This window comes from Paenibacillus sp. FSL H7-0331, from assembly GCF_001956045.1.
In genome coordinates this window covers 37,731-64,099 of the sequence record NZ_MRTH01000040.1, presented here as the reverse complement: position 1 = coordinate 64,099, position 26,369 = coordinate 37,731, and the positions used below count along the sequence as shown (strand labels likewise).

Here is a 26,369-nt window from a genome sequence, read left to right as displayed (position 1 = left end):
GCATGATGATAAATAAGTTAAGTGCTTCGGCTGCCACCCGCAGTGAGCGACTATCCCTGTTTGATCTTGGATGGATTACGCGGCATGCCGATCAATCTTTACAGGCTGACCCGATTCATCTTACAGCTGCTGTTGCCGAGAAGAGTGAGGGCAGCATTCATGATTATTATTCGAATGGCGACTATTGGTGGCCAAACCCTGAGACTGCGAATGGGCTCCCTTACATACGACGTGACGGAGAGAGCAACCCGGATAATTTTGATGCGCATCGGTTGTTACTGCGTCAGATGAGAACCCATACTGCCAATTTGGCTGCAGCCTACGCGGTGACGGGTAACGAAGCTTACGCAGCGAAGGCCGTTCAATTTCTTAAGGAATTTTTTCTCGATGAAGCTACACGTATGAACCCGAATCTCTTGTATGCACAGGCAATTCCCGGGATTTGTTCAGGTCGAGGAGTGGGGATTATTGATACCTTGCATATCATCGATATTCCGCCTGCGATCGAAGTATTGAAAGCAGCACCCGCAATGACGGAATCCATCTACGAAGGTTTGAAACAGTGGTTCGCGGATTATTTGGCCTGGATGACCACACATGAGAACGGGATTCAGGAAATGAATGCAGATAATAATCACGCGGTTTGCTGGTTTGTACAGGCAGCGGCTTTCGCATGGTTTACCCACAATGAAGAAGTGCTGAGCTTTTGCAGACAAAGGTTCAAGGAATCGCTGCTTCCCGATCAGATGGCGCCAGATGGGAGCTTTCCGCGCGAATTGGCCAGGACGAAGCCTTATGGATATGCGATTTTTGTGCTGGATAACCTCGTAACTCTGTGCCATATTCTTTCGACACCGTCAGATAACCTGTGGTCCTTTAAGTTATCTGACGGACGTGGTATCAGCAAAGGATTGGCCTACTTATATCCGTATCTGAATGACAAGGCATCCTGGCCGTATCCTCCAGATGTCGAGCACTTCGAAGGCTGGCCAGCCAAGGTCTCATCGCTTTTGTTCGCTGGACTTGCGCTTCATGAGCCCGCATATATTCAGCTGTGGGATCGTTTTGATCCCGATCCAACCGACATGGAGATCCGTCGTAATATTGCGATTCGCCAGCCGCTGCTATGGTTAATATGATGAACATGTGTCTGTAATTAGGTGTGTATATGGGTTGAATATAACCTCTAAATATGTACGAATAGCGATCCTTGCAGCCACTTTGGCTCAGGGTTCGCTTTTTTGTGACAAATTTATTATTTATAGCAGAAAATATAAACTTTTTTTCGAGTTCATTCGTCATATGTAGGGATCTCATTATGGCCGATGAACGGTTGAAGGAAGGTTTATTAGAATGGCAGTGTCGATTTTTAAGGAACGCAAGCAGCAGTGGATTGTCGGCATATCTTTTTGTAGTATGGTCAGTATGGCTCTTATTAATTTTACCGTAACCGGCAGTGTGCTGCCGATGCCTGAGAAGAACAAAATGAATCAGGTGGAAGAGGCGTCCGAAGCTCATTTGAAGGCGCAGCAGTCGTCATTATCCTACGATCAACCGAAAACGGCTAACGAACAGCCGGCAGTTATTACAGTTCAACAACCAACACCACTCGTGAGTCAAGCGACATTACCTGCCAGTGATCAGCCATTACGGACAGAATCGAAGAATCCGCTTCCCGCTATCCAGCAGAAGCCGCAGCCAGACAACAAGCCAGAGCCTGCCGCAGCGGCCGCTCCCAAAACGGACCCGGTTACATCCAAACGAATAGCACTTACTTTTGATGACGGACCAGACGAGCTGTACACGCCGCGTATTCTGGATATATTGAAGGAGAATCAAGTCAAAGCGACGTTTTTTGTTGTAGGCATTCAAACCGCCAAATATCCGCAAATTCTAAAACGGATCCACGAAGAAGGACATGCGATCGGCAATCATTCCTGGGATCATGCTGATTTATCCAAGCTCTCTCTGGAGCGTATTCAACAGGAAATCAAAGATACGGATGTGTTGATCGAAAAAACTATCGGGGTCCAATCGACGATGGTTAGAGCACCCTATGGTGCCGTATCGGACAAGCTGAAGAAGCTGCTGGCACAATCCAATCGACCTTTAGTTGGCTGGAGCATCGATCCCAAGGATTGGGCAGGAACCAGTGCAGCCCATATTTTGCAAAATGTAAAATCGCATACGAAGCCAGGTGCGATCGTGTTAATGCACAGCTTTGGCGGTAAAAACGGTAATCTGGATAATACAGTTGAAGCACTTCCTGAGATGATAGCCCAATTGAAGCTGGATGGCTACCAAATGGTAACTGTACCGCAGCTGAACGAGGCTCGTTGAAGAAATCCTTTTCCATTTGCCCACAAAACTGTAAACTGATAATAAGAGTGGACGTCGGGATGCTTCACTAGGAACCGAACGGTGAGAGCAGATCGTCTAATAATTGAGGTGGCAGTAGTGGATTCCAAAATGAATTTCGAATACTTAAAATATTTGTCCGAAAGCTCGGATAAAAAAGCGATTTTGGAAGAACTGATGACGGCATATGGTAAAGATGTATGGAATTATGCTTTCAGTATGACCCGGCAATGGGACCAGGCAGACGATATTACACAGGAAGTATTTATTAAGGTATATCGTAATTTGTGTACATTTCGCAGTGAGGCATCCGTTAAAACCTGGATACTCACGATAACCCGCAATATGACTTTGGATTTCAGACGAGCAGCCTTTTATCGCAGGGTGACCTTAATGGAATTTATTCCATCAAAGGGGGAACAGCCTTCTACAGAACAGATTGTTATCGACAAGCTGGCGACCAGCGATATGTGGAAGCTGGTGCTCAGATTGCCTGTCAAGTACCGTGAGGTGCTGCTCCTGTTTGCTCATCATCAACTTTCGATGAAGGAAATGGCACATATTCTCGGGGTAAGCGAAGGAACGGTAAAGTCAAGATTGTTTCATGCCCGCAATAAAATATCCAAGTTAAAGGAGACTTTAGAGCCATGAATCCGATTGATGACGAGTTGAAAAAAAGCTTGGCTGACGGACCGCTCATCAGGAATGGGTTCTCCGATAAGTTGCAAAAGCGTATTGTGGATCGCCTGGAGCAAAAGAATAGCAATGCGAAAAAATCGATGCTGGTATTCGGATGCGTGAGTACGGTGCTTATTGCTGCTTCTATTTTATTAACAGTGGATGGTGTGCCGTCTGTCGGGCACGATGAGATCGTTGTACATAAGAACGAGATGACAGTCTTTGACGCAGAAGCTGCACAGCCCTATTACAAGGATCAAGCTGAGCATGAAGTCCGTTCAGCCGTTCTGATTGGTCTTCGCGAGGATCATCCGGCGGCCGGGAGCAGCCCTGCTCACAGTACTTACCGTACGCTGCTGCTTGCGCCGGAGGATGGGGAGCTGCGGACTGCTGCTGAAGGTGACGGAATATTAATGCCCTACAAGACAGGTTTCATGAGGATTGCATCCGTCAGCCCGCTGAACGCTAATGAAGAATCGCAGACGCTTCAGGCCGTGACTGCAGATGGGGCGATGCCCTTAACGCAGCCAGCCTCCTATAACAAGTCATTGAGAGTGGCGGAGAAGCTTCATTTTGCAGGTAATCGTTATGTGGCGTTATCACAAACCATTCGGCAGCTGGATCAGAATAAACCTTCTGTCTATGAATATACCTGGGTTAAGGAAGTAGAGGAATTAGCTTCCTCCTCAATAAATAGTACGGGCATCATACGCCCTGTGCAAGATCCGCACACGACCTTGAAGCGATTATATGGGGAGTCGGTACAGCCTTCACTAAAATCACTTAATACCAAAGTCCCTCAGAACCCGGGCTCACGTCTTACTGCTGCCGAACCCGTGGATGATAATGGAGAAAGCTGGACGATTGCCCGCAAGAACGGCGAATGGACTCCACAGATCGCTTCATATAGTGAACGTGGAGCAGATAGTAGTTATGGATATCAGCTGAAGGCGCTTCCTTACAAGCTTCCCCAGTCCGTAGTTAGCTACGACTTGCTCCCGCTGAGCTGGGATGAAATTCGCAAGCTGCAGCCAAATGCCAAGGATGCATTCTCTTCACCAAATAAAGAAATCGTGGGTGTGGTATCTAACGACAACATTGTCGTATTTCCGTTTGAAGGCAGATTGATTCCGAGACCGCTGTTGAAAATTAAGCTGGCACCGGATGAGTCGATCGTCATGCTGCAGTGGGCAGTGAATGAACCCTATATTGAACAGTGGAAGCAAAAAGGCAAGCTGCTGCTTGGAGAAAGCTGAATTTCCACTCTTATTAAAATGACAAATCATACACATGTGACTTGCTGCTCTTCTTCCCAGTAAGACGGAGAAGGGCAGTAACTTCACAGACAAATGTTTACAACAAAAAAGTTGCCAAATGATAGTTTGTACGGTATAATAATTTCGAATAGGTAAGCGCTTACCCGATGTTTTTAAATTATTTGAAAATAAATTGAATCTTTTTTTTAAAGTTGATTAGAAAGCGCTTTCCAGTTTGTTTGCATCCTCATCTTAAGCTCCCGATTACCGAGAGATAATGAGCACAACAGCAAATACATAATCAGGAGGTGAGCGAGTGAGCTATACAATCATTGATGTTGCCCAAATCGCCAACGTGTCCAAATCTACCGTTTCACGTGTTATTTCAGGTAAAGGCTATACGAGTCCCGAAACCCGGGAGAAAGTCATGAATGCCATACAGGAATTGAAGTACAAACCGAATGCTGTGGCCAGAGCAATGGTATCGCATCGAACGTACAATATTGGAGTCATTATTTATCGAAAGGATTTCCCGATTGTATCGCATCCGATTTATGGTAAAATACTGGATGCAATATTGGCAGCCGCGGAAAGCCTGAACTATTCGGTATTCGTCTCGACGGATAAAGAGATGTCGCTCCGTTCTGCTGATTACATGCTGGAAAAGAGAGTTGACGGACTTGTGTTAGTCAGCCGGCTGAGCCAGGAAATGATCGGATACATTGACAGCTTCGATATTCCTTATCTGATGGTTAACGGTACTGCTGAAAACAATCAAGTGATTCAAATTGTGAATGATGATCGAAAAGGTGGAAGGCTCGCTGCAGATCATTTATACAAATTAGGCCACAGACAGATTGGTGTAATTGCCGGGCCGCAGGAGCACAGGAGTCATCATCTAAGATATGAAGGCTTTTATCAACGTTTGGTTGAGCTGGGCTGTGAAATTCAGGAGAAGAATATGTATTTTTCGCCTACATCCTTATTTAATGATGGCTGCGTTGGCTGTTTATCTATATGGGAACGTTCCCATAATACTGATCAAGGTTTCCCTACAGCAATCTTCGCTACGAACGATATGCTGGCTTTGGGAGCTATGCGCGTAATGGTCGAGCAAGGCTTGTCGATACCGCAGGACGTATCTATCATCGGATCTGACAATATTGATTTTGCCAATCTTTCCAATCCACCCTTGACTACAGTCCATACGGAGAAAGAGAAGATGGGCCAAGATGCGGTTTTCATGTTGAACCGATTGATACAAAAATTAGAGTTGAATCCAATGAAGGTGGAGTATGAGCCTAAGCTTATCGTACGTGGGACAACAGGTCCGGTAAGCAGCAGGTCACAACAGTAAACCTAAGGAAGCTTTATACGATAAAAAGGAGATAAGTCATTATGCGAAGTCAAACGTATCGGCATAAAAACAGTTCAATGATCTGGTATTTGTTCCTGCTGCCTACCTTTCTTGGAATTTTGTTATTTATGGTATACCCCGTTTTTGAATCGTTTCGACTAAGTCTTTATGTGTCCAGAGGCGCGATAGAAACATGGGCGGGAATTGAAAATTATAAAACTGTATTATCTTCCAATGTTTTCTGGAAAGCGGTATACAACACCTTTTATATGGGATTTTTTCAGCTTCTTTTGACGATCCCCTTTGGATTCATACTCGCCTCGCTGATCACAGAGCTTAAATGGGGCAAGAACTTGTTTAAGATTCTGCTGTTCATTCCCTACATCACATCCGTTGTAGCGGCCTCCATGCTGTTTTTGTTCGTGCTGCATCCTGAATTTGGACTGTTGAATTATTTTCTCTCGATGCTTGGACTACCTACCTCCGTGTGGCTGGCTGAACCATCCAGTGCGCGATGGGGAGCTATACTGCTCGGTTCGTGGCATTGGTTAGGCTTTGTGGTCATCATATTCCTCGCAAATTTGCAGGCGATCTCGGAGGATATTTATGAGGCAGGAGCCATAGATGGGGCAACCGGCATTCAAAAATGGTTATATATTACAATTCCTAACATGTACGGAACCTTCTCCTTTCTTATCGTAATCGGCTGGATCTCTGGTCTGCAGCGGTTTACCGACGTTTATTTGCTGGGTGGACTTCAGGGCAGCCCTGCACGCTCCCTGCATACGATTGTCGGGTTTATTTACGAAAGAGGCTTCGGCGGTACCGAGTACGGCGTTGCTTCGGCAGCAGCCTACGTATTGTTTGCGATCATTCTGTTCTTTACAGCACTGAATCTTAGAATTACCAAGATGAAAATATAACTGAAAGGAACATGTCATGAAAACATCGAGCATCTTTTCAAGAAAACCATCACTAATTGAAAGCGTTATCTTCTTGGCTCTGCTTGTCTTGAGCGGGATTATGATTTCTCCATTCCTATGGATGCTCAGCATCGGCCTCGAGCGTACGGCTAATTTGCAGCCACCTTTTCCGCCAACATTTTTTCCGAAGCAGCCCTCTTTTTTCAACTTTGAGCTAGTTATGGAAAATGCGACTCTGTTTTATTCCTATTTGAATTCGGGATTCGTAGCCGTCTGTGCCGTATGCCTTAGTGTATCCAGCTCGCTTCTGGCGGGTTACGCGTTCTCAAAAGGTCAATTTCGCGGCAAAAAAATATTGTTTATGATCGTGCTGGGGACGATGATGATTCCGATGGAAACCAGACTGATTCCCTTATTCACGATGTTCAATAAATTTGGCTTGATTAACACATACGTTCCGTTGATTGCACCAGCGATCCTGTATGGCTTCGGCATTTTGTTATCCAAACAGTATTTTGACCAGCTGCCAGACAGCTTGCGAGAGGCTGCACAGATTGACGGTTCGAGCGAAAAGAGAACTTTTTTCCAAATCTATTTGCCGCTTACTGGACCGATCACTGCGACATTGGCCATTCTGTCCTTTCTCGATAGCTGGAACGCCTTCCTTTGGCCGCTTGTTGTCATTAACGATCATGCACTAAGGACAATTCCGCTATTTCTCGCCAGCTTCTCGTTTGAAAACGGGACGCGTTTGGGCGGTTTAACCATGGCACTTGCGACAGCGAGTATTATACCGATCGTTGTTGTGTTTCTCTTTTTGCAAAAATATATCATCCGAAGCATCGCTTTAAGCGGACTGAAGGGAGAGTGAGCTGGAAGAACTATTGAAGGTAGAAGATGGTTATACAGGGTTCAATCGTTTGACAAAAAAACGTATCCTGAGAGGGTGTCATGTATGGTTAACAAGAGGACGAAAAAAGGTTTGGTGGCAGGTGTACTGCTGTCCGTATTCGCGATGCAGGTATTGGCAGGCTGCAGCAGCAAGACGGAAACGAAGCCCGTTCAGGCTAATGAATCGACAGCTAAGGTGTCGGATAAGAAATGGTCCGGTACACTGAAAGTACAGCTTATCGGGGATTTCAGCATAGAGGACAAAACAAATCCGATTTCCGGTAAAAAAGTCAAGGGTGTATCGGTACTGAAAAAAGAATTTGAACGGCTCTATCCAGGGGCTACGGTGGAATTCATACTGCTGGGCTGGGATGGCTACGTCCAAAAAACGGATGCGATGCTGAATTCGAAAGGTGCGGATGTGTTTCAGGTACCGGGAATCGCCAATCTGGCCAGTCAGGACTTATTAGAGCCTCTGGCGCCTTATATTGAAAAGGACAAATTTGATCTTGGTGTGTTTATCAACAATCAGGTTGAAGGCTGGAAGGCAATGGGTCCTAAAGATACGGAGCTGCAAATTTACGGACTTCCTTTTATCGGAGACACTAGGGTTATCGCCTACGACAAAAAGATGTTCAAGGATTGGGGCGTAGAGGAGCTTTCCAAAAATCCGACTCCTGAGGAAATCTTGGAGAAGGCTAAGAAAATGACAGGAACGAATCCAAAGACCGGGAAACAAAATTATGGTGCTTTTTACGCAGGCGCTGACGCCGCAGATTCGGTTATCAATGCAGCAGAAGCATACGGCGGTTCCTGGGGCAAAGGATTTTTATTCAAAGGCATGGAGGTCAACTTTAATTCTCCACAGATGCTCAAGGGTCTGAAGTGGTTGAGTGATTTGAATGCCTATGCGCCAAAAGGAGCACTGGTCAAACAGGGCGGCGAAAAGTGGGGAACGGCCAACAATGATATTGCCATTCATATTCGTGTACAGCCGATTTTTGTTGATACGATTTATGCCGCAGGGCTGCAGGATCAGTTTGGCGTTGCTCCATTGTTTGTTAATAAAGACAAGAATATGGGTGGAATGTTCGCAGGCAGCCCTTACTCAATCGCCAAAAGCAGCGCAAACAAGGAGCTGGCTTGGGAGTTTCTGAAATTTAGCGTGAGCGATTTCTTCCAGAAATATATGTGGGATGAGCAAAGCTCTCAGTTCCTTCCTGTTACGAAGTCGGCAATGAAGTGGGAACAAATTCAAAAAAATCCACATGCGATGATTGAGCTGGAATCGATGGGTAAGCTATGGGCGCCACGGTATCCGTACCGCTCCGGTCAACCTCGATATATTTTGTCAGAGTCAGTGGAAGAAGGATTGCTTGGGAAATCGACACTTGAAGCCGCATTAGAGAAAGCGCAAAAAGAATCGACAGCCTGGCTTGCAGCACAAAAATAAAGCACGAACAAAGGTGGAATTATGAATCTATTACTTGAAGTTGAGGAGAAACTGGCGATTGCCCAGACTCAGACCCATATCACTTATTCATTTGCCGTTTCCGATTCATGCCGCAAGCTGAACATAGATTTTAACTATTCTCCCAAAACGCTGGACAACGAAGTTTTATCCAAGGAGATCATCGAACATAGCTTGCGGAAATATAATGACGGTAACGATCCGATTATGGAGGAAAGCTGGACTAGATTTCTTCCATTGAAAAATTTAATTACAGTTTCGGTCGACGATCCGTTCGGTTTCAGAGGGGCATGTCACAGGCATGATTCAGAACATCATTTGTTTCTAGCTGTCGGTTCGGCTTCCCCAGGTCTTATGCCGGGACTATTGATTCAAGGGAATTGGTCAGTTACACTAAGCTTACACGCGATCGTCACCGAAGTGTGCAGCTTTGAGCTGCGGGTATGGGAAGGGGAGGATGCTTCATGAGACAATGGTTTCCTTATGAGCTGCACACCCATACGTTTCACAGTGATGGCGAGCATTCACTGCGCGAGCTTGCAAACAGCGCCAAGGAACTTGGTTTGTTCGGAATTGCAATGACCGATCACAACACGATGTCGCCTCTATTGGAGAGGGAGCAGATCCAGTCGGAAACGGAGCTGCAAATCATACGAGGTATGGAGTGGACCACGTTCTTCGGGCATATGCTGGCGATTGGCATCGTTGACTATGTAGATTGGAGAGATCTCGGCGTTAAAGATATTCATAGAGGAATTGAAAGAGTCCATCGTCAAGGCGGAGTCGTCGGCATTGCCCATCCGTTCCGGGTTGGAAGTCCTCTATGCACGGGCTGCTACTGGGAATATGAGATATCGGATTGGAAGGACATCGATTATATTGAGGTCTGGTCCTATACCTTTCCTTCGATTATGAACAGTAACCAAAGAGCTTTCCAGCTGTGGACAGACATGTTGAACCAAGGATATCGGATATCCGGGGTATGTGGACGGGACTGGCATGTATCCTCCAAGAAAGTAACGGAACCGATTGCTGTTACATATTTGGACTTGGCAAACAGCGGAACCTTGGGTCCAGAACAAACGGATTTGGAAAAGGCAGCTGTCGTTGCGCTCAGAAAAGGTTCAATCAGTGTAACGATGGGACCCTTGCTGCAATGTACGGTTCAACTAGACCCGTCAGATTCTGTATACGGTATCGGAGAAGAAGTAAGGGTGGACGGAACTGCAAACACAGCACAGGTGCAGATTGAGGTAGACTTTACCGCAAGGGAAGAGCATTGGCAGCTGGCTGACCAGGAGCTCAGAGTTGTACTTATGAGTAATAAAGGGCAGATTTCCGAGCTTAACGTATCACGGAACGCTCCAACAGCTTCCTGTTGGGTTGAGATTAAGGAGCTCATTTGGCTCCGGGCAGAGCTTCATGGAGCTTTTCATAACTGCATCACGATGATTGCTTTTACGAACCCGATCTATTTTGCACATCATAAATAATGGTTGGAGGGAATGAAGATGGAGGAACCATCGTTTCCAAAAATTGCTGCACATACCGGGTGCGGAAATGCGCCGGACAATACTATGGAGTCCTTTATGGAAGGAATTCAATCGGGTGCGGATATTGTAGAGGTCGATTTGCGTGTTGCAGGAGACGGTACTGTCATTTTACTTCATGACGATTCCCCCTATCTACGTGAATGTACCTATGAGCAGCTGAATCAATATGAAATCAGAACGAAGCTCAGCTCTGTGTATGAAAATTATGAAATTGTAAAGCTGGCGGATATCCTGCAAATTGCCAAGCTGCATGATGTCCAATTAAATTTGGATATTAAGACTGTGGATACGATTGAGCCTGTCATACAACTGGTGAGGGAATACAACATGGTTGATCGAGTTTATATTACAGGCTGCAGTGAGAATATTACTAACCGTTATCATGATATTCAGGTTGTGTTCAACACGCCAAAGAAATTTACTCCTGAAGAGAGTGACAACTATTCGTTATATGCGGTTAAAGTATGCGAGGAGGCCGTGCTCCGTTCTTATTATGGTTTGAATATGGATTATGCAACATGCCGTCAAGAAATCGTGGAGCTTGCTCATGCTTCTGGTCTTGCGGTATGGGTATACACTGTGAACGATTCGGAGGCCATGCAAAGCTTTATCCAGATGGGGGTAGATGCCATTACCACCAGAGAGGTCACCAAGCTGACAGAGCTGCAAAAGCAAGGTGAATCTAAACTATAGAATTGATAGGCTGCTGCCGTAAGTAAGGGTTGTGTTAGAGCGGCTGTGTGCTGTATGAAATATGTATCGTTGAAGTATGAGTTACGTACGGTTGAGGATTCAGTTATATTCAGGACTTATCGGTGATGTCACGCCGAAAGTCCTTTTTACTTTTCTACACGCTTGTTCACGTATGCAAGAAGCCTATAACCGGGTTAGCTGCCTATACAATTGATGTGAGTTTCCCTTGATCGTAACGATGAAGCAAACGGTAAGCCCATTTTTCCGCGCCACTGCACCATTAATTGCTGTACTTCATAAACTAACTTGACTGTATCCCTACACCTTGTAATGATACAAAAACCCAAGCAAGGAGGGGTGACACTTTGAAGGGCAGCGACCACAAAAGTAAGTTTTTGTTAACCAATCGTGAACGCGAAGTTTTCGAACTGTTAGTGCAGGACAAAACAACCAAGGATATCGCGCAGCAGCTGTTTATTAGCGAGAAAACGGTGCGTAATCATATATCCAATGTCATGCAAAAACTAAATGTAAAAGGTCGTTCACAAGCAGTAGTTGAGCTGATCAAGCTTGGGGAAATCACGATTTGATCGGTTTACCGTTTTCGATTCACACTGTCTGATCCTGTAAAGCCTTCTAATGCGCTTTTTCCTTTTGGGGAATAAGCCAGAGAGGGCTCTTTGGTTTTACATGGCCTTCGTGAGAACGACTTTTTATTTGTCTCATGAATGTGTAATGATTGAATGTACCCATTATGGGTCACAGAAAGAGAGACCTTTTTCAATTTATAGTTACCTTATTTTGGTTAATCATCAGATCTGTGAGGCAATGCTTAATTAAGAGGGGTCATGTTCAGAATATGCTCAGAATATGCTCAGAATCAGATGGTATAATATGTAGCAGGATACTGTTTTATTTATTCTTTCTCGACATGTAATTTAAATACGTTAGATTTTGGGAGTTATATATATCCGGTTTTTGTTATATTTCTGCTGAGGGTGTCGAGCCATGTAGTTTATTAAATAAATTTAATGAAATTTTTAGTGTTATGTATCCTTGCCAATATGTGATAAATGTTATAATTAAACAATCAAATATATGTTATTTTGTTGTTATAGATGTAAAAATATGAGAGAAGTAATCAAATACTAATTAATAACAAAGTAAGACTATTAATTAAGGAGAGCTTATGCAGATCAGTATTATTATATTGGCGCAGCAAGAAGAACTGTTAAAGCAATGTTTGTCCAGAATCCGTTTGTATACGGAAGGGTCCTATGAACTAATTGTGATCAACGATGGAGCCTCCGAGGAAATTACCCGGTGGGTGGGGTTGAGCAATGATATTAAGACCATTACGAATGCACAATTTGTTGGGGTAGCCAAGGGCTACAACCAAGGCGCAGCGATAGCAACCGGAGACAGGTTAGTGTTCATCCGTGATCATATGGCCGTTTCGGAGAGATGGTTGGCCAACCTTAATGCTTGCTTGGATAAGTATGGTGATAATGCGATTGCAGGTCCTGTGAGCAATGATATCAGTGGTACGCAAAGAGTATCATTTGATTGTGATAATATGGAGCAATTGAATAATGCCTCCAAAGGTTTGAGTATCATTAAAAAAGGTCGGTACCAAAGTGTAACCAGAATAATAAGCAATCTTTTTATTATAAATAATGAGTGTTTTCGTAAACTGGAGGGATTTGACGAACGATTTTTGCTTGAAAGCTATGAGGACGATGATTTTTGTTATCGAGCGCTTCAAGCAGGCTGCAGCTTGTATGTGACTGAAGATTGTTTTGTCCGTTATGTGGCACCACCCTCTTTATTTCCCGAAATACCCAACTGGTATTTTCTACAGCTGGAACATAACAAAGCAGTTGCAAGGGAGAAATGGGGATTTGACCTTACAGCAGCACTATTAAATTGGAAACAGCCTGTTACGGTTAGCTTATGTATGGTCGTTAAGAATAACGAAGCAACGTTAGAGGAATGCCTGTTAAGTGTTAGTAAATGGGTTGATGAAATTGTTATTGTCGATATCGGATCTACAGACCGTACCAAAGAGATTGCGTTAAAATTTACAGGCTTTGTTGTGGATTATGAAGGGACCCATGATCTGGTCAAAGCGAGAAACTTATGCTTCAGCTTGGCTACTCAGAAATACATACTATGGCTGGAAGCAGAAGATGTTGTACTTCCAAAGGATGCAGAGAAATTTAAATACATGTTGGCTCATATGGGTTGGAATACAGATTCCGTAGCGATGTATGACCATTACAGCTTTGGAGAGAACAGTAATATGGCACCTACCTCACGTACGAATCGTCTGGTTAAGCGTGAGCGAGATTATAAGTGGGTAGGCGCAGTCAATCAATATTTGGATATACAAGGAAACATTGTGCAAGCTGATATTTGCATTACACATAACAAAAAGTAGGGAAATTAAACGGCTGTCCCTCAGCCAGAACCAGTGATCAAGGTCTCACATTAATCCAGTACATTTACTTTTCAATATGGAGGCTGCAATGAAGACGAGTATTATATTGTTGGCTCAACATATTAGCATGGTTAAACAATGTCTTGCAAGCATTCGGCGATCTACCGCTGGCACCTACGAATTAATTGTGATCAATGATGGTGGCTCGGATGAAATTGACAGATTGCTGAGTATGGACAAAAAGGGCATGATAACGCTTACCTCTCAAGAGCGAATCGGTGTTGCTGCGGGTTATAACCTTGGAGCAGCCCAGGCGACAGGCGATTTGCTTGTGTTTCTGCGCGATCATATGACCCTGTCCAAGGGCTGGTTGAAGTCATTGACTAGCTGTTTGAAGCACTGCCCTGATGCAGCAATGGTTGGCCCTGTGAGTAATGGCGTCAGTGGAGCCCAGCATGTATCGATTCCCGTACCTATCAACAGCATCGAGCAGTTAAGTGTTATTGCTCGTGCATTCATTGCGGAGCATGCAGGCCAGACCCAAAGAGTGACACGGCTTCTTAGCCAAATGCTGGCTGTCCGTAAGAGTGCATACGACAAACTAGGCGGCTTTGATGAACGGTTCGGCTTGGAATCATTCGAGGATGATGATTTTTGTTATCGTGCCATGCAGGCTGGTTATGGTTTGTATATAGCCAAGGATTGCTTTGTCCGCTATCTTCAGCCTCCAGATTTGTTTCCGGATGATGCTTACTGGTACGGTAAGCTTCTTCATGCGAATAAAGTGAAAGCAGCTGAAAAATGGGGCTTGGACATTTCACAGGCTTTGCTTAGATGGAAGAATAAGATAACGGTAAGCCTTTGTATGATTGTCAAAAATGAAGAGCAAACTCTTGATCGTTGTTTGTCCAGCGTCAGTGATTTGGTTGATGAAATTATTATAGTGGATACGGGCTCGGATGACCAAACGAAGCAGATCGCACGAAAATACACAGACCGTGTATTTGAATTTGTTTGGGTTAACGATTTTTCCAAAGCACGAAATTATGCCTTCAGCCAAGCTACACAGGAATATATATTATGGCTGGACGCAGATGATGTGATTTTGCCTACGGATGCTGAGAAATTTAAAGAGCTTCTTGCCGGACTTGAATGGACTGTTGATTCCGTTTCCATGAACTATATTCTTGCTCGCGATGAATATGGAAATGTGATGACTAGCCTGCGTAGAAATCGTTTGGTCAAGCGCGAGAAACGTTTTCAATGGATCGGGTTTGTACACGAATATTTACAAGTAGCGGGAAACATACATTATGCAGATATTAATATTACCCATGACAGGCTGCACGGCAACTCCGATCGCAATTTGCATATTTATGAGAACCACGAAGCAACGGGGGAGTTGTTCTCGTCGCGTGATCTGTTCTATTACGGGAATGAGCTTGCTGACCACGGGCTGTGGGAGCGTGCGTTGGAGAAATATGATCAGTTCTTGCAGCGTCCTGACGGCTGGGTGGAGGACCGGATAAGAGCCTGCGGCCGTGCAGCAGATTGTGCAGCAGAGCTGGGGGGCATAAGTGAAGCAAAAGCCAAGGCACTGCAATCGTTTGTATACGCGTTACCGCGTGCGGAAATCTGCTGTCGGCTTGGACATCTTCATATAAAAGAAGAAAAATTTGAAGACGCCATATTTTGGTACAAGCTGGCGACGGAGCTCAAGAAACCGACGGATAGCTTTGCGATTTTGCAGCATTCCAACTGGACTTGGGTGCCACATTTACAGCTTTGTGTTTGCTACGACAGGCTGGGGCAGCGAGAACTGGCTTTCCGGCATAATGAAATTGCGGCTGGATTTGTTCCAAATGAGCCGAGCGTGGTCGGGAACCGTGCCTATTTCAAAGGCTTGGGTTTGGCATAGGAAGATTTCATATTGGAGAGGGGTGATTTGAGTTTTCTCTAATAGCAGTAGGCACCAAGTGGACGGATATTTCGCTGCTACGGCTGGAAAGTTGGTAGAGTTGATGTAAAGAGTAGGACAGTTTAAATGGTCCGGGAAACCTTTATCCCATTTGAACCGATTAATATTTAGAGGCTATTAACTATATTGGAGGATGAGAAATGAGTAATCACAAAGATGTTGAAAAATCAATCCGCAAAGCAATGAAGCAATACAAAAAGGAAAATAGGGACAAAAGCTTAAAACACAAAGTCGTACAGGTTTCGACAGTAGCTCTTGCAGGCAATCTGGTGGCAGGTGCCATTACGGATGTTCAGCTTATTGCAACAGGAATTGCCCATGCAGCAACCGCGGGTACGTCCTTTAATGATGTGGATACAAGTTCATGGTCTTACAAATATATAACGAAGGTTGCAGCTTTGGGATTTACAGTTGGCGATGATATTGGGAAATTCAATCCTGATAGCCCAGTGAGCCATCAAGAGGCTGTGTCAATGGCAATCCGTTTTCTAGGTATTGAGAACCCTTCAGTCCAGGCAGGAAACTTGACACTAACCACAGATGCTTGGGCGCGCGATTGGGTGCTGCTGGCTATCGATAAAGGTTTGATTGTACCTAGCGAAGAGAACGGAACGGCTAATGGATCGTGGGGGGCGGCAACTGCAACGCGCGAGTGGGTCACCAAGCTGCTTGTCCGCACATTAGGGAAACAATTTGATGCAACAGCCCTTTCCACTACCAAATCGATATTCGCAGATGATGCTAACATTTCGCCAGCTGTGCTTGGATATGTAAATGCTGGTGTAAAGTTGAACATTATTAATGGTTTTCCCGATAATACCTTCAAACCGAAGGACACACTTACTCGTGCCCAGGTAGCAACGATCCTAGCAAAGATGGAAATGCTTCTAGGGGACAAAACGGATCGTATCATGAAGGGGAATGTGGTCAGCTTATCCAGCAGCAGCATTAGCCTTGTAAACAAAAGTGGCGTGACCCAGCAGCTTACTCTGGATCCTAAAGCTGTAGTATTTGGCTCAAGTGGACCGGGTTCAACCATTAAGGCAGGGCAGGACGTTACGGTCGTATACAGTGGAACTACCGCTTATTTCGTAGAGGTGACGGAAGTTCCTTCGCCTCCCGGTTCAGTAGCTGTGCCAACGGAACCGGCTAAAAATGGAGAAGCAGGTCTTAAAGGCGACAAAGGCGATAAAGGTGATCCAGGCGAAAAGGGAGAAAAGGGAGAAAAGGGTGATACAGGGGCTTCTGGATCTTCAGGTTCAAGAGGAAGCGATGGAGCTGTTGGACCGACTGGGGCAACGGGAGCAGCTGGTGTTGATTTAGGAGGGATTGTCGCATATGATTCTGCAGCAGCTTCAGGCTATGCCGTAGGACAAACCGTATCATATCAAGGCAGCACGTACATTGTGAAAGCAGTGCCGACAGGTCTGCCCAACGTGGATACGGCAAGCTATACGTTGATAGCTTCGGCTGGCGCACAGGGAGACGCGGGAGCGACAGGAGCAACAGGCGCAACAGGAGCAACAGGAGCGACAGGAGCTGGAGTGACCGGGGCGACAGGAGCAACGGGAGCGGCCGGAGCAATGGGTGCAACAGGCCCAGGAGTGGGCGCAACAGGAGCCACAGGAGTAACGGGAGCTACAGGAGCCACAGGAGCCACAGGAGCCGGAGTGACCGGGGCGACAGGAGCAGTGGGTCCGACGGGCCCCGGAGTAGGTGCAACAGGAGCCACAGGAGCCACAGGAGCCACAGGTGCAGCCGGCGCAATCGGAGCTATAGGAGCAGATGGCGTAACCGGAGCTACAGGAGCAACCGGCGCTGGCGTAACCGGAGCCACAGGCGTGACCGGAGCTACAGGTGCATCCGGCATGACCGGAGCCACAGGTGCATTCGGCGTAACCGGAGCTACAGGAGCAGCGGGAGCTACAGGAGCAACTGGCGTAACTGGCGTAACTGGAGCCACAGGCGCTGGAGTGACTGGAGCTACAGGTGCAACAGGAGCTACAGGAGCCGCAGGAGCGGGAGCGATTATTCCTTACGCGTCTGGAAAGCCAGTATCATTAACAACAACGCTAGGTGGATTGCTTAACCAAAGCAGCCTTCTCGGGTTTGGAGGTTCTGTTAGTGGAGTAACTATTACTGGAGGAACTATTGATCTCACTGGCGGACCAGGAACCGATTTAAACTATTCCTTCTCGGCGCCTCGTACCGGAACTATTACATCCATTTCTGGTTATTTTAGTACTACTGCAGCACAATCTCTTGTGGGATCGACGATAACCATCACTGGACAATTGTTTGTATCAACGACACCAAACAATTCCTTTACTGCCGTGCCAGGCGCTACGGTTACCTTGGCCCCCCCTTTAACAGGTGTTCTAGCCATAGGTACTATTTCTAAGGGAACTACTACTGGATTATCGATCCCTGTAGCACCAGGAAGTCGTTACTTGATGGTGTATTCAGCTACAGTAACTGCAGGACTTGACACTGCACAAAATATTTCTGGATATGTCAGCGGCGGTCTTACTATTCAATAGCCGAAACCATAAAGTGCTGCCGGATGTAGAACATCATGCGGGATGTGCCGTTATTGTCCTATATCCGGCCTATATAGAACGCTGGATGGCCTAAGAAAGATGTCAAAATTATGGGGGATTGTATTATCGATGAAAAAACGCGCAACGCTTTTTGCACTTTTTGTTACATTTAATTTATTCACTCCTGTTTTATTCGTCACTCAAGCGGCAGAAAACACAAGCTTGAACGGGGGAACATCAGCGAATAACGCGGGTGCAGTTAGCTATAATGTATACAATGCTGCTGCAGGCAATAGCGGAGTAGTAAATAATGTTTATGTCCCTTCTTCTCCAGCGCCAACCCCTGTGCCGGTTGCGCCAATTACCCCCGTCGTTACCGTACCAGTAGTACCAGTAGTACCAGTAGTACCGGTCGTACCAATAGTCATTCCACCGGTTATTGATACAGTGCCTCCAAGCTCACCTGTCTTATCCTTAGCAAGCAGTACAGCAGACAGCGCAAGCCTTGCATGGTCCAAGGCAACGGATAACATAGCTGTAACGGAGTATCAACTGTATAAAGGTGCAGATTTGGTAACCAGTGTAACGTATGGAATATTGAATCATACTGTCACAGGGTTGCTTCCGGGAACACCGTATAGTTTCACGGTGAAAGCCAAGGACGCGGCAGGAAACGTATCAGCAGCAAGCAACGAGATAACAGTAAACAGCCTTGCAGCTTCACTATCCTTAAAATCCACAATCTCCATGGGGAATTTCAGTTCCTACCATACATTAGCAACTAAGAAAGATGGGACGGTATGGGCATGGGGGAATAACGAGAAGGGCACCTTGGGCGACAAAGCTACCCAAAATCGTTCGTTACCCAAGCAGGTAGCCGGCTTGACCTCGGTAAGCTCCGTATCCGCTGGGCAGAATCATTCCCTTGCTCTTCTACAAGATGGAACCGTGTGGGCATGGGGCAGCAATGAGGCTGGGCAATTAGGCGATGGAACGACCGAGAAGAAGCCTGTTCCAACAAAAATTTCAGCATTAAGCAATATCGTTTCGATAGAAGCGGGAGAGCAGCATTCCCTGGCTTTAAAAAGTGATGGAACCGTATGGGCATGGGGGAATAATGATTTCGGTCAACTGGGTGACGGGACGACCAAGAAACAGTTGTCACCCTTGCAAGTAGCCAATTTAAGCTCTGTTACATCGATCTCAGCAGGGGCATTCCACAATGTGGCAATTAAAAGCGATGGATCTGTATGGGCCTGGGGGCTTAATGCCTTTGGTCAATTGGGTGATGGAACGAAAGTAAACAAGCTAATGCCCCAGAAAATAACTGGTTTAAGTGGAATTGCAGCTGTATCCCGTGGTCAATACCATGTACTGGCTTTAAAAAATGATGGTACCGTATGGGCATGGGGATATAACGGTGAAGGAGAATTGGGCGATGGAACAACTACAGATCGTTTAATTCCTGTGTTGCTAACAGGCTTAGAGTCAATCACCAAAATAGCAAGTGGTTCCATTCACAGCATGGCTTTAAACAGTGATGGGACCTTGTGGGTGTGGGGCAATAATAAATTTGGACAACTCGGGGATGGAACTCGGGTATCCAAGGTGCTGCCAACTAAAGTTGGTGGGGATAGACAATTCGAATCGATCTCGGCTGGATATCTGAACAGCAGCGCTATAAGCCGTGAAGGCAAATATTTCACATGGGGTTACAATGGTCATGGACAATTGGGCAATGGTACGATCGTTGACACGACCAGTCCTGCTGAAATCAGTTTAGTGCTTCATCCTGAACCAGACACAGCTAAGTAATCTCGCTTTGAATATTGACCTGTAAGCTAAGCTTCGTATGTATGATCAGATAACACAGCAATCGGCTTACTCCAAATAAACTCTTAATCCCTTCAGTGATCTAAGGGATTAGGAGTTTATTTAATACTTAGGAGTAGATCCTTTTATTTATGTCCCCTGTGGGAACAATTGATAGCTAAGTTTATATGTATAGTTAGGCTTAAACCTGTTACATTTAAAAGGTACATTATGAGGCTAGATTTATAATTATTTGAATTGAAACAGATATCGCAAGGGAGAGAAGCCAACTATGCGTCAACAATTCAGAAATGCGAAATTTCTGTGCGTCATGTTCGCAATGCTTTTTATAGTGGAAGCTACGGTCATGTTTCCTAGAAACACCTATGCCAATAATAGTAGCGAATTAGCCATTCAATCATTATCTACCGGATACAGAGAATCGAAAGTAGTTAAACAGGACGGCACCGTGTGGGCATGGGGGGGCAATGAGGATGGCCGATTAGGCGATGGAACAACGGATAACAAGTTGTATCCTATGCAGTTGAAAGGTGTTACAGATACAGTGGAGGTAACGAGCGGTCAGTCCTTCACAGTAGCTCTGCATAAAGATGGTACGGTATGGTCATGGGGCTGGAATATATACGGACAATTGGGAGATGGAACTACGGAAAATAAATCAAGTCCCATACAAGTAAAAGGTCTATCGGATGTAACTGCTATTTCCAGCGGTGCTGCACACACCTTGGCTCTAAAAAGTGATGGTACCGTATGGGCGTGGGGCTGGAACCAATATGGTCAGTTAGGTGTGAATATAACCGACAGTAAGCTGATACCTGTGCAAGTGGAGGGTCTAACGGATGTAACTGCTATTTCGAGTGGTCTTAGTGACGGTGCAGCCGTTAGAAGAGATGGCACTGTATGGGTATGGGGAAATAACCGTTCTGCTGAATCGAGCATTGGTACATTGGGAAGCGAAGAATGGAAATCAGTTCCGGTGCAATTGAGTGGACTGACGAATGTTGTGGCAGTAGCTGAGGGGAAATATACAACAGCTGTCAAAAGGGATGGAACTGTATGGGCGTGGCGTTGGAATCAAAACGGGAAAAATGAGAACAAAACAGCTCCGTTTCAAGTAAAAGGCTTGAAGGATATTATTTCGGTTTCAGGTGGCAGAGGCCATAATCTGGCATTAAACAAGGATGGAACCGTATGGGCTTGGGGAGGCAACTTTACAGGCCAGTTGGGTGACGGGACTACTGATGAAAGAATAGATCCCATTCGGGTTAGCGATCTTACGGATATTATAGCCGTCACTGCCAGCTCCGCGGACCATAATCTTGCTTTAAGAAAAGATGGAACCGTATGGGCATGGGGGGCAAACGAGGCTGGTCAGTTGGGTGATGGGAGCATGGAGAGCCAACGTTATCCTGTTCAGGTCAACTTTGCCGGGGTTGATGGAAAGCCTGCTCTAATCGGAGGAGCGACATTTAATGATGTTACTGGGCACTGGGCAGAAAGCATGATTTCATGGGCATATGATAATAAGGTCGTCGATGGATACCAGGATGGCAGCTTTAAACCAGATAACAACGTATCGGAAGCGGAGTTTCTGGCGATTTTCCTGAAAATGTTTGGTGTTCAAGCTGCTGTTTCCAATAACCATTGGGCTGATGCCTTTTACACGTTTGGTGAAGCCCATCATTTTCCGATTCATGGAATCGGGAATGCTGTAGAATTAAGAAGTGCTTTTATCAATCGTGAGACAGTGGCAGGTATCATCGCAGCAGCAGATGGCACTCATTTGCTAAAGGACGAGGCCATTCAGTATCTATTGGATAAAGGTTATTCAAGCGGTAAAACGTCAGCTACCGTGGTTGGATACAAAGGAAGGGATCTACTTACCCGTGCGGAAGCGATTCAGTTCGTAAAAAATGTCAAGGACAAAGGAATGACATTGAAATGAACAAAGTTTTGATTGGCAGTCCTATCAGGCAGACTCCTGCTATTTTAGAGCAATTTCTGTTATCGCTTACTGGTTTGACAAAAAGCTCAACGACCGTTGACTATATATTTGTTGATGATAATGTCGACCCGTTGTCATCCGTGATGCTTAACGATTTCAGCGAGGCAAATGGACGAAGCGTTATTATACGACCTGCTATACAAACCAATGAGGAGTACAAACGCAGCGAGTTCACACACTACTGGAAAGAAAGTCAGATTTGGAAAGTCGCTGCTATGAAGGACGACATTATAGAACGAGCACGTAATGCCGAATATGATGGTTTGTTTCTAGTCGATTCCGATCTTGTGCTGCATCCGCGAACCTTGGAGCAGCTGATTCAAGCCGATAAACCGATTGTTTCCTGCATTTTCTGGACGAGCTGGCAGCCGGATACGCTTGAAATGCCACAGGTTTGGCTTCAGGACGAATATACCCAATACCGAAAGGATCGTAGAGAAGATGTGGATGGTCAGGAACAATTTCTGCGAATGAAGCGATTTTTTGCTCAACTGCGAATGCCGGGTTTATATGAAGTTGGGGGACTTGGTGCTTGTACATTGATAAATAAACAAGCACTTCAGGCAGGGGTAAGCTTTGCGGAAATTAAAAGCATTTCTTTTTGGGGCGAGGATCGACATTTTTGTATCCGTGCTGATGCTCTGGGCCTAGGGATGTTTGTGGAAACCACTTATCCTGCTTATCATATTTACCGCGATTCGGATTTAGCGGGTGTAGCAGCCTATAAGCAGCTTTGTCTGAAACCGGACCACTCATCGCTTTTTGCTGGTTCAATAAAGGAACTAAACGCTGAGCAGTTGTTTCACAATGCTACATGCATGCATAATTATCATTATGAGGAAGCAGCCCTTGAGTATTATTTGAGCTTTTTAGAAACTGGCGAAGGCGAACAAGAACAGCGTGTGGAGGCTATTGTGTATGCAGCAGACTGCTACAATTTATTGGGAAAGTCGGTGCAGTCGAAAAATCTTCTGGAAACCTATGTCAACCGGATTCCCTCTGCCGAAATATACTGCAAGCTGGCATTTATGATTATGAATTTGGAGCAATGGGAGGAAGCCATTCTTTTATATAAGCAAGCGATCAAATTGGCAAGACCGGCCGACCTGAGTGCATCTCCCGATCCAAGCGCTTGGACATGGCAGCCGCATTTGCAGCTTTGCGTTTGCTACGACCGTCTTGGCCAACATATACGCGCAATGGAGCATAATGAGATTGGATTGTCGTATGATCCCCATCACCCTAGCATGTTGCTGAATAAGCAGTATTTGACTGGGGTCCTTAATCAGTCGTAAGCATCATGATTTATGCATTAGCAGAAGTCACAGTGGCTATAACCATATATAAATAAGAGAAATGGGGAAAAACTTTGATCCATGCTGTAGATTGCATTTCCAGATTTATTACGTATGGGGATGCTAAGGAAACACATATTGTCTATGATTTGCCTGAAGCATGGTGGAGTCGGCATTATGAATATGTTTGGGCGGGTAGGTTCGCGACAAGCTCGGACGTTGTCCTTGATGTTGCCTGCGGTGTTTGTCATCCTTTTAAATTTTATCTCGGTACAATAGCCAAGGAGGTTTATGCCTGCGATAGCGACCCGCGAATCGTATCAAAAAATGAAATTATTCAAGATATTAAAGATTCGATTGGCGAGAAGGTCTACTCAGAATTCGATGATTCATTATTCGATAATGTTCAGTTGGCACTATGCGATATGACCCAGATGCCCTATGCCGACAATAGGTTTGACAAAGTGTACTGCATATCTGTGCTGGAACATGTGGACGAGCTTGTGCAATTAAAAGCTTTATTGGAGTTTTCAAGGGTACTTAAGGATGACGGGCTTATTGTGCTCACTGTGGATTACCCCAATGTACATATGGATAGTCTGATGGAGCTGATGAAGAAAGCCAATCTGAAGTTCTATGGAGACTATGATTTCTCGGTACCTGATAATGCCATTTCGACGACGATGTGGGGACCGGAATTGAAGTGTATCCGATTACTGCTATGTAAAATGGTTTAAAGCTATCCAATAAAACTTGCTTGCAGTGGTTTCAATAGTTTGTTGCTAATATAAAGACATGATTAGGCAGTATTTACAGCTTGACAACACAATATGGAGCCATCAGCAGTTCTTATCCAAATATCTGTAGATGGCTCCTCCTGGCTTCTCAATCTACCCATTCAATCAAATGCGGATTGCTATCGATGATAGATAGATATTGCTCCTTCAGTCCGTAAACTGCATCCGGATCGAGCAGCGTATATCGATTGAATTTTTGCAAACGATCTGCAACATTTGCCCAGCCAAAATGCTTCAGCCGCAAATTGGAAAGTTCATTGGGCTGCTGGTAAATGTTTTCCGGAAATCTCCCGCAATGCTGTGGCGTTTCTTTCCACACATAGGGGAAATCGGGATTGTAGCGGAGCAGGAACGGTCGGTAAAATAGATGCGCTTGCCAGTTGCTATCCTCCCTGTAGGCCGAATTCGTCCAAAAATCATACAACCGGAAGCTGATAACATGGGTGTTCGATTGATCGAGAAGCTGGCGGATCTCTGTGGTGAATCGATCCTCGAACCATTCGTCGGCATCAAGATTAAGAATCCATTGCGGATTGACGCTTAATGTTTCTTCCCATTGCTGCTTGCGCAACGTTATTTCGTTGCTGAACTTCGACACTTCATTTCTGATTAATTTAACGGGTATCCCGTCCAGAGCCTGTAAGCAAATGTCTATGGTATCGTCCGTGCTCCCGTCATCAATAATAACTGCATCGTCGATATACAGGCGATGTCGTTCCAGTGCCTGTTTTAAATAACGTCCGCTTTCGTTTTTTACTATCATTGACAACGTTATTCTGGTTTTCTGCCCAACTTGTGGTTGGTTAGGGATTTGTTGCTCGGCGTCAGTTTGTGCCGGTGTAACTGTATTGGTATTTGAAGAGGTTGGATCCAAGTGATTGGCCAAATACGCTCGGTTTGCCCGTACCCTGTTGTGATCCGGTATAAAAGCAGCTGCAATTTCATTGTATCGGTATGCTAGCTGGTATTGGCCAAGCTGGATATAACAAGCACACAACTGCAAGTAGGGTAGCCAGTTCCAGCATTCCTGCCTTACAATAACTTTAGGCTCCACGGGTTTAGTCAGCTCAGTAGCAATCTTGTACCACCAGGCAGCACTTGTAAAGTCATGTTCTTTCATATAAAGCATGCCAAGTCGACAGCAGTTTTCCGCACGCGGCAGCGCGTAAGAAAATGACTGCAAAACTTTGTTTTTCGCATCATGCATCCGGTTCAGATGGGAGTAGCAATCGGCCAAACGTCCGTAAATGGCAATACGATCCTCAATGCCGCCTTCTTCATGTCCCAGAAAACGCTCATAGTATTCAGCAGCCCGTTCCCATTGCCAATCATCGGCCAATTCATTGGCAAAACGATACAGATCGTGTGGAGTGAGAGCTTCACCCGACTCCACCATATGTTCAAACATAACCAAGCCTGGCGTTTTTATGGCATATTGTGCTTCTGCCAAATCAAATCCCCATTTGTTTAATGCCTTCATTCGGTTCATTACGATCTGCCGCTGATACCAGTCAGGATCCTCGGGAAACAGCTGTGGCGGATAGGTATAATGGACGAAGCAATCATAGGCAATATGCAGGGTGTAGCCTGCTTGAAGGGCACGGTAACACAGGTCATCGTCCTCGTAGGTTTCCAGGGCAAACCGCTCATCGAAGCCGCCCAAGCTGTCGAATGTATCCTTGCGCATCAGCAGAAGAAAACTAAGCAGTCGAGTGGCACGGCGTGCCGAGCTGTAGCCAAAGGATAGTAGATCTTGTGCTGAAGCAGCATCCATCGATAACGTCTCGCGGCTGGGGATAGGAGAATTTTGCAAGCCGCTGACCTTATTGCTAAGCGGTCCTACCATGGCAGCCTTGGGATTGGCTTGCATGCAATCAGTAAGAGCTTCAAGCCAATGCTTAGTAACTGTAACATGATCCCGGATGAAGACGATGCTTTCGCCTCGCGAATGAGAGGCTCCAAGATTGTAGCCGGCTGCAACGCCCAGCAGTTGTGCAGTGGACAGTAAGATCGCATCTGGGGCGTGCTGCTCCAGCCATTCGCTAATTTCCGGTGCGCCTCCATCATTAATGACGATCAACTCATAAGAGTCTGCTGTATGGAGCTGTATACTGGCTAGGCATTGCTTAAACAGCTGGAAATGCTGGGAAAGTAGTACAATGCTGATTGTCGTCATAACTTGTCTCCTATGGGTTAGTCAAATTGAGCACTGCAGTGCATGATGTTAATATAGCTTGACGACTGGAGATATCATCTTTATCATCGCAGTATATGTCATATTTTCGTGAAGAAGAGTCCATA

General features: G+C 45.5%; 20 protein-coding genes. 19 read left to right on the top strand and 1 reads right to left on the bottom strand.

Translation table 11 applies throughout. From position 1 onward, the window contains the following. The first annotated feature begins 2 nt into the window (after positions 1–2). The 19 genes from BK127_RS34580 (at position 3) to BK127_RS34485 (ending at position 24,008) form a co-directional block, all read left to right on the top strand. Positions 3–1,139: an alginate lyase family protein gene (locus tag BK127_RS34580; RefSeq protein WP_256711580.1), complete on the top strand. Its 1,137-nt coding sequence runs from the start codon at positions 3–5 to the stop codon at positions 1,137–1,139. 214 nt (positions 1,140–1,353) lie between these two features. Beyond that, the gene (locus BK127_RS34575; RefSeq protein ID WP_083689823.1) at positions 1,354–2,340 is read left to right on the top strand and encodes a polysaccharide deacetylase family protein; all 987 of its coding nucleotides are present in this window, start codon (positions 1,354–1,356) and stop codon (positions 2,338–2,340) included. Positions 2,341–2,469: 129 nt separating this feature from the next. After that, the gene (locus BK127_RS34570; protein ID WP_372237402.1) at positions 2,470–3,009 is read left to right on the top strand and encodes an RNA polymerase sigma factor; all 540 of its coding nucleotides are present in this window, start codon (positions 2,470–2,472) and stop codon (positions 3,007–3,009) included. Then, positions 3,006–4,292, top strand: a complete 1,287-nt coding sequence (locus BK127_RS34565; RefSeq protein ID WP_076236868.1) for a hypothetical protein — start codon at positions 3,006–3,008, stop codon at positions 4,290–4,292. The genes BK127_RS34570 and BK127_RS34565 overlap by 4 nt, the downstream gene beginning before the upstream one ends. Before the next feature lie 316 nt (positions 4,293–4,608). Beyond that, positions 4,609–5,649 (top strand): LacI family DNA-binding transcriptional regulator, encoded by a 1,041-nt coding sequence (locus BK127_RS34560; RefSeq protein ID WP_076236865.1) that lies wholly within the window; start codon positions 4,609–4,611, stop codon positions 5,647–5,649. Positions 5,650–5,690: 41 nt separating this feature from the next. Then, positions 5,691–6,572: a carbohydrate ABC transporter permease gene (locus BK127_RS34555; RefSeq protein WP_076236863.1), complete on the top strand. Its 882-nt coding sequence runs from the start codon at positions 5,691–5,693 to the stop codon at positions 6,570–6,572. A 16-nt stretch (positions 6,573–6,588) separates the two neighbouring features. Then, positions 6,589–7,443 (top strand): carbohydrate ABC transporter permease, encoded by an 855-nt coding sequence (locus BK127_RS34550; protein WP_076236860.1) that lies wholly within the window; start codon positions 6,589–6,591, stop codon positions 7,441–7,443. A gap of 84 nt (positions 7,444–7,527) precedes the next feature. After that, positions 7,528–8,916, top strand: coding sequence for an extracellular solute-binding protein (locus BK127_RS34545; protein WP_076236857.1), 1,389 nt, complete (start codon positions 7,528–7,530; stop codon positions 8,914–8,916). Positions 8,917–8,937: 21 nt separating this feature from the next. Further along, positions 8,938–9,402: a hypothetical protein gene (locus BK127_RS34540; protein ID WP_076236855.1), complete on the top strand. Its 465-nt coding sequence runs from the start codon at positions 8,938–8,940 to the stop codon at positions 9,400–9,402. Beyond that, positions 9,399–10,427 carry a CehA/McbA family metallohydrolase gene (locus tag BK127_RS34535; RefSeq protein WP_076236852.1) on the top strand — a complete coding sequence of 343 codons (1,029 nt, stop codon included), beginning with the start codon at positions 9,399–9,401 and terminating at the stop codon, positions 10,425–10,427. Before BK127_RS34540 ends, BK127_RS34535 begins: the two co-directional genes overlap by 4 nt. An 18-nt stretch (positions 10,428–10,445) precedes the next feature. Beyond that, a complete protein-coding gene (locus tag BK127_RS34530; RefSeq protein ID WP_076236849.1) occupies positions 10,446–11,180 on the top strand; it encodes a glycerophosphodiester phosphodiesterase in 735 nt (244 codons plus the stop codon). A gap of 365 nt (positions 11,181–11,545) precedes the next feature. Continuing rightward, positions 11,546–11,770 carry a helix-turn-helix domain-containing protein gene (locus BK127_RS34525; RefSeq protein WP_076236846.1) on the top strand — a complete coding sequence of 75 codons (225 nt, stop codon included), beginning with the start codon at positions 11,546–11,548 and terminating at the stop codon, positions 11,768–11,770. A 599-nt stretch (positions 11,771–12,369) separates the two neighbouring features. Then, the gene (locus tag BK127_RS34520) at positions 12,370–13,620 is read left to right on the top strand and encodes a glycosyltransferase family 2 protein (protein WP_076236843.1); all 1,251 of its coding nucleotides are present in this window, start codon (positions 12,370–12,372) and stop codon (positions 13,618–13,620) included. Between the two features lie 88 nt (positions 13,621–13,708). Beyond that, positions 13,709–15,538, top strand: a complete 1,830-nt coding sequence (locus BK127_RS42745; protein WP_179097712.1) for a glycosyltransferase — start codon at positions 13,709–13,711, stop codon at positions 15,536–15,538. Between the two features lie 200 nt (positions 15,539–15,738). Next, positions 15,739–18,138 carry an exosporium glycoprotein BclB-related protein gene (locus BK127_RS45605; RefSeq protein WP_076236840.1) on the top strand — a complete coding sequence of 800 codons (2,400 nt, stop codon included), beginning with the start codon at positions 15,739–15,741 and terminating at the stop codon, positions 18,136–18,138. 129 nt (positions 18,139–18,267) lie between these two features. After that, positions 18,268–19,953, top strand: a complete 1,686-nt coding sequence (locus BK127_RS34500; RefSeq protein ID WP_179097711.1) for an RCC1 domain-containing protein — start codon at positions 18,268–18,270, stop codon at positions 19,951–19,953. A gap of 364 nt (positions 19,954–20,317) precedes the next feature. Continuing rightward, positions 20,318–21,916: an S-layer homology domain-containing protein gene (locus tag BK127_RS34495; RefSeq protein WP_179097710.1), complete on the top strand. Its 1,599-nt coding sequence runs from the start codon at positions 20,318–20,320 to the stop codon at positions 21,914–21,916. Next, positions 21,913–23,271: a tetratricopeptide repeat protein gene (locus BK127_RS44145; RefSeq protein ID WP_076236831.1), complete on the top strand. Its 1,359-nt coding sequence runs from the start codon at positions 21,913–21,915 to the stop codon at positions 23,269–23,271. Before BK127_RS34495 ends, BK127_RS44145 begins: the two co-directional genes overlap by 4 nt. 74 nt (positions 23,272–23,345) lie before the next feature. After that, the gene (locus BK127_RS34485) at positions 23,346–24,008 is read left to right on the top strand and encodes a class I SAM-dependent methyltransferase (RefSeq protein ID WP_083689821.1); all 663 of its coding nucleotides are present in this window, start codon (positions 23,346–23,348) and stop codon (positions 24,006–24,008) included. Positions 24,009–24,156: 148 nt separating this feature from the next. Here BK127_RS34485 and BK127_RS42735 read toward each other — a convergent pair whose 3' ends face one another. After that, on the bottom strand, positions 24,157–26,244 hold the full coding sequence (locus BK127_RS42735; protein ID WP_083689820.1) for a glycosyltransferase: 2,088 nt from the start codon (positions 26,242–26,244) through the stop codon (positions 24,157–24,159). Positions 26,245–26,369 lie beyond the last annotated feature (125 nt).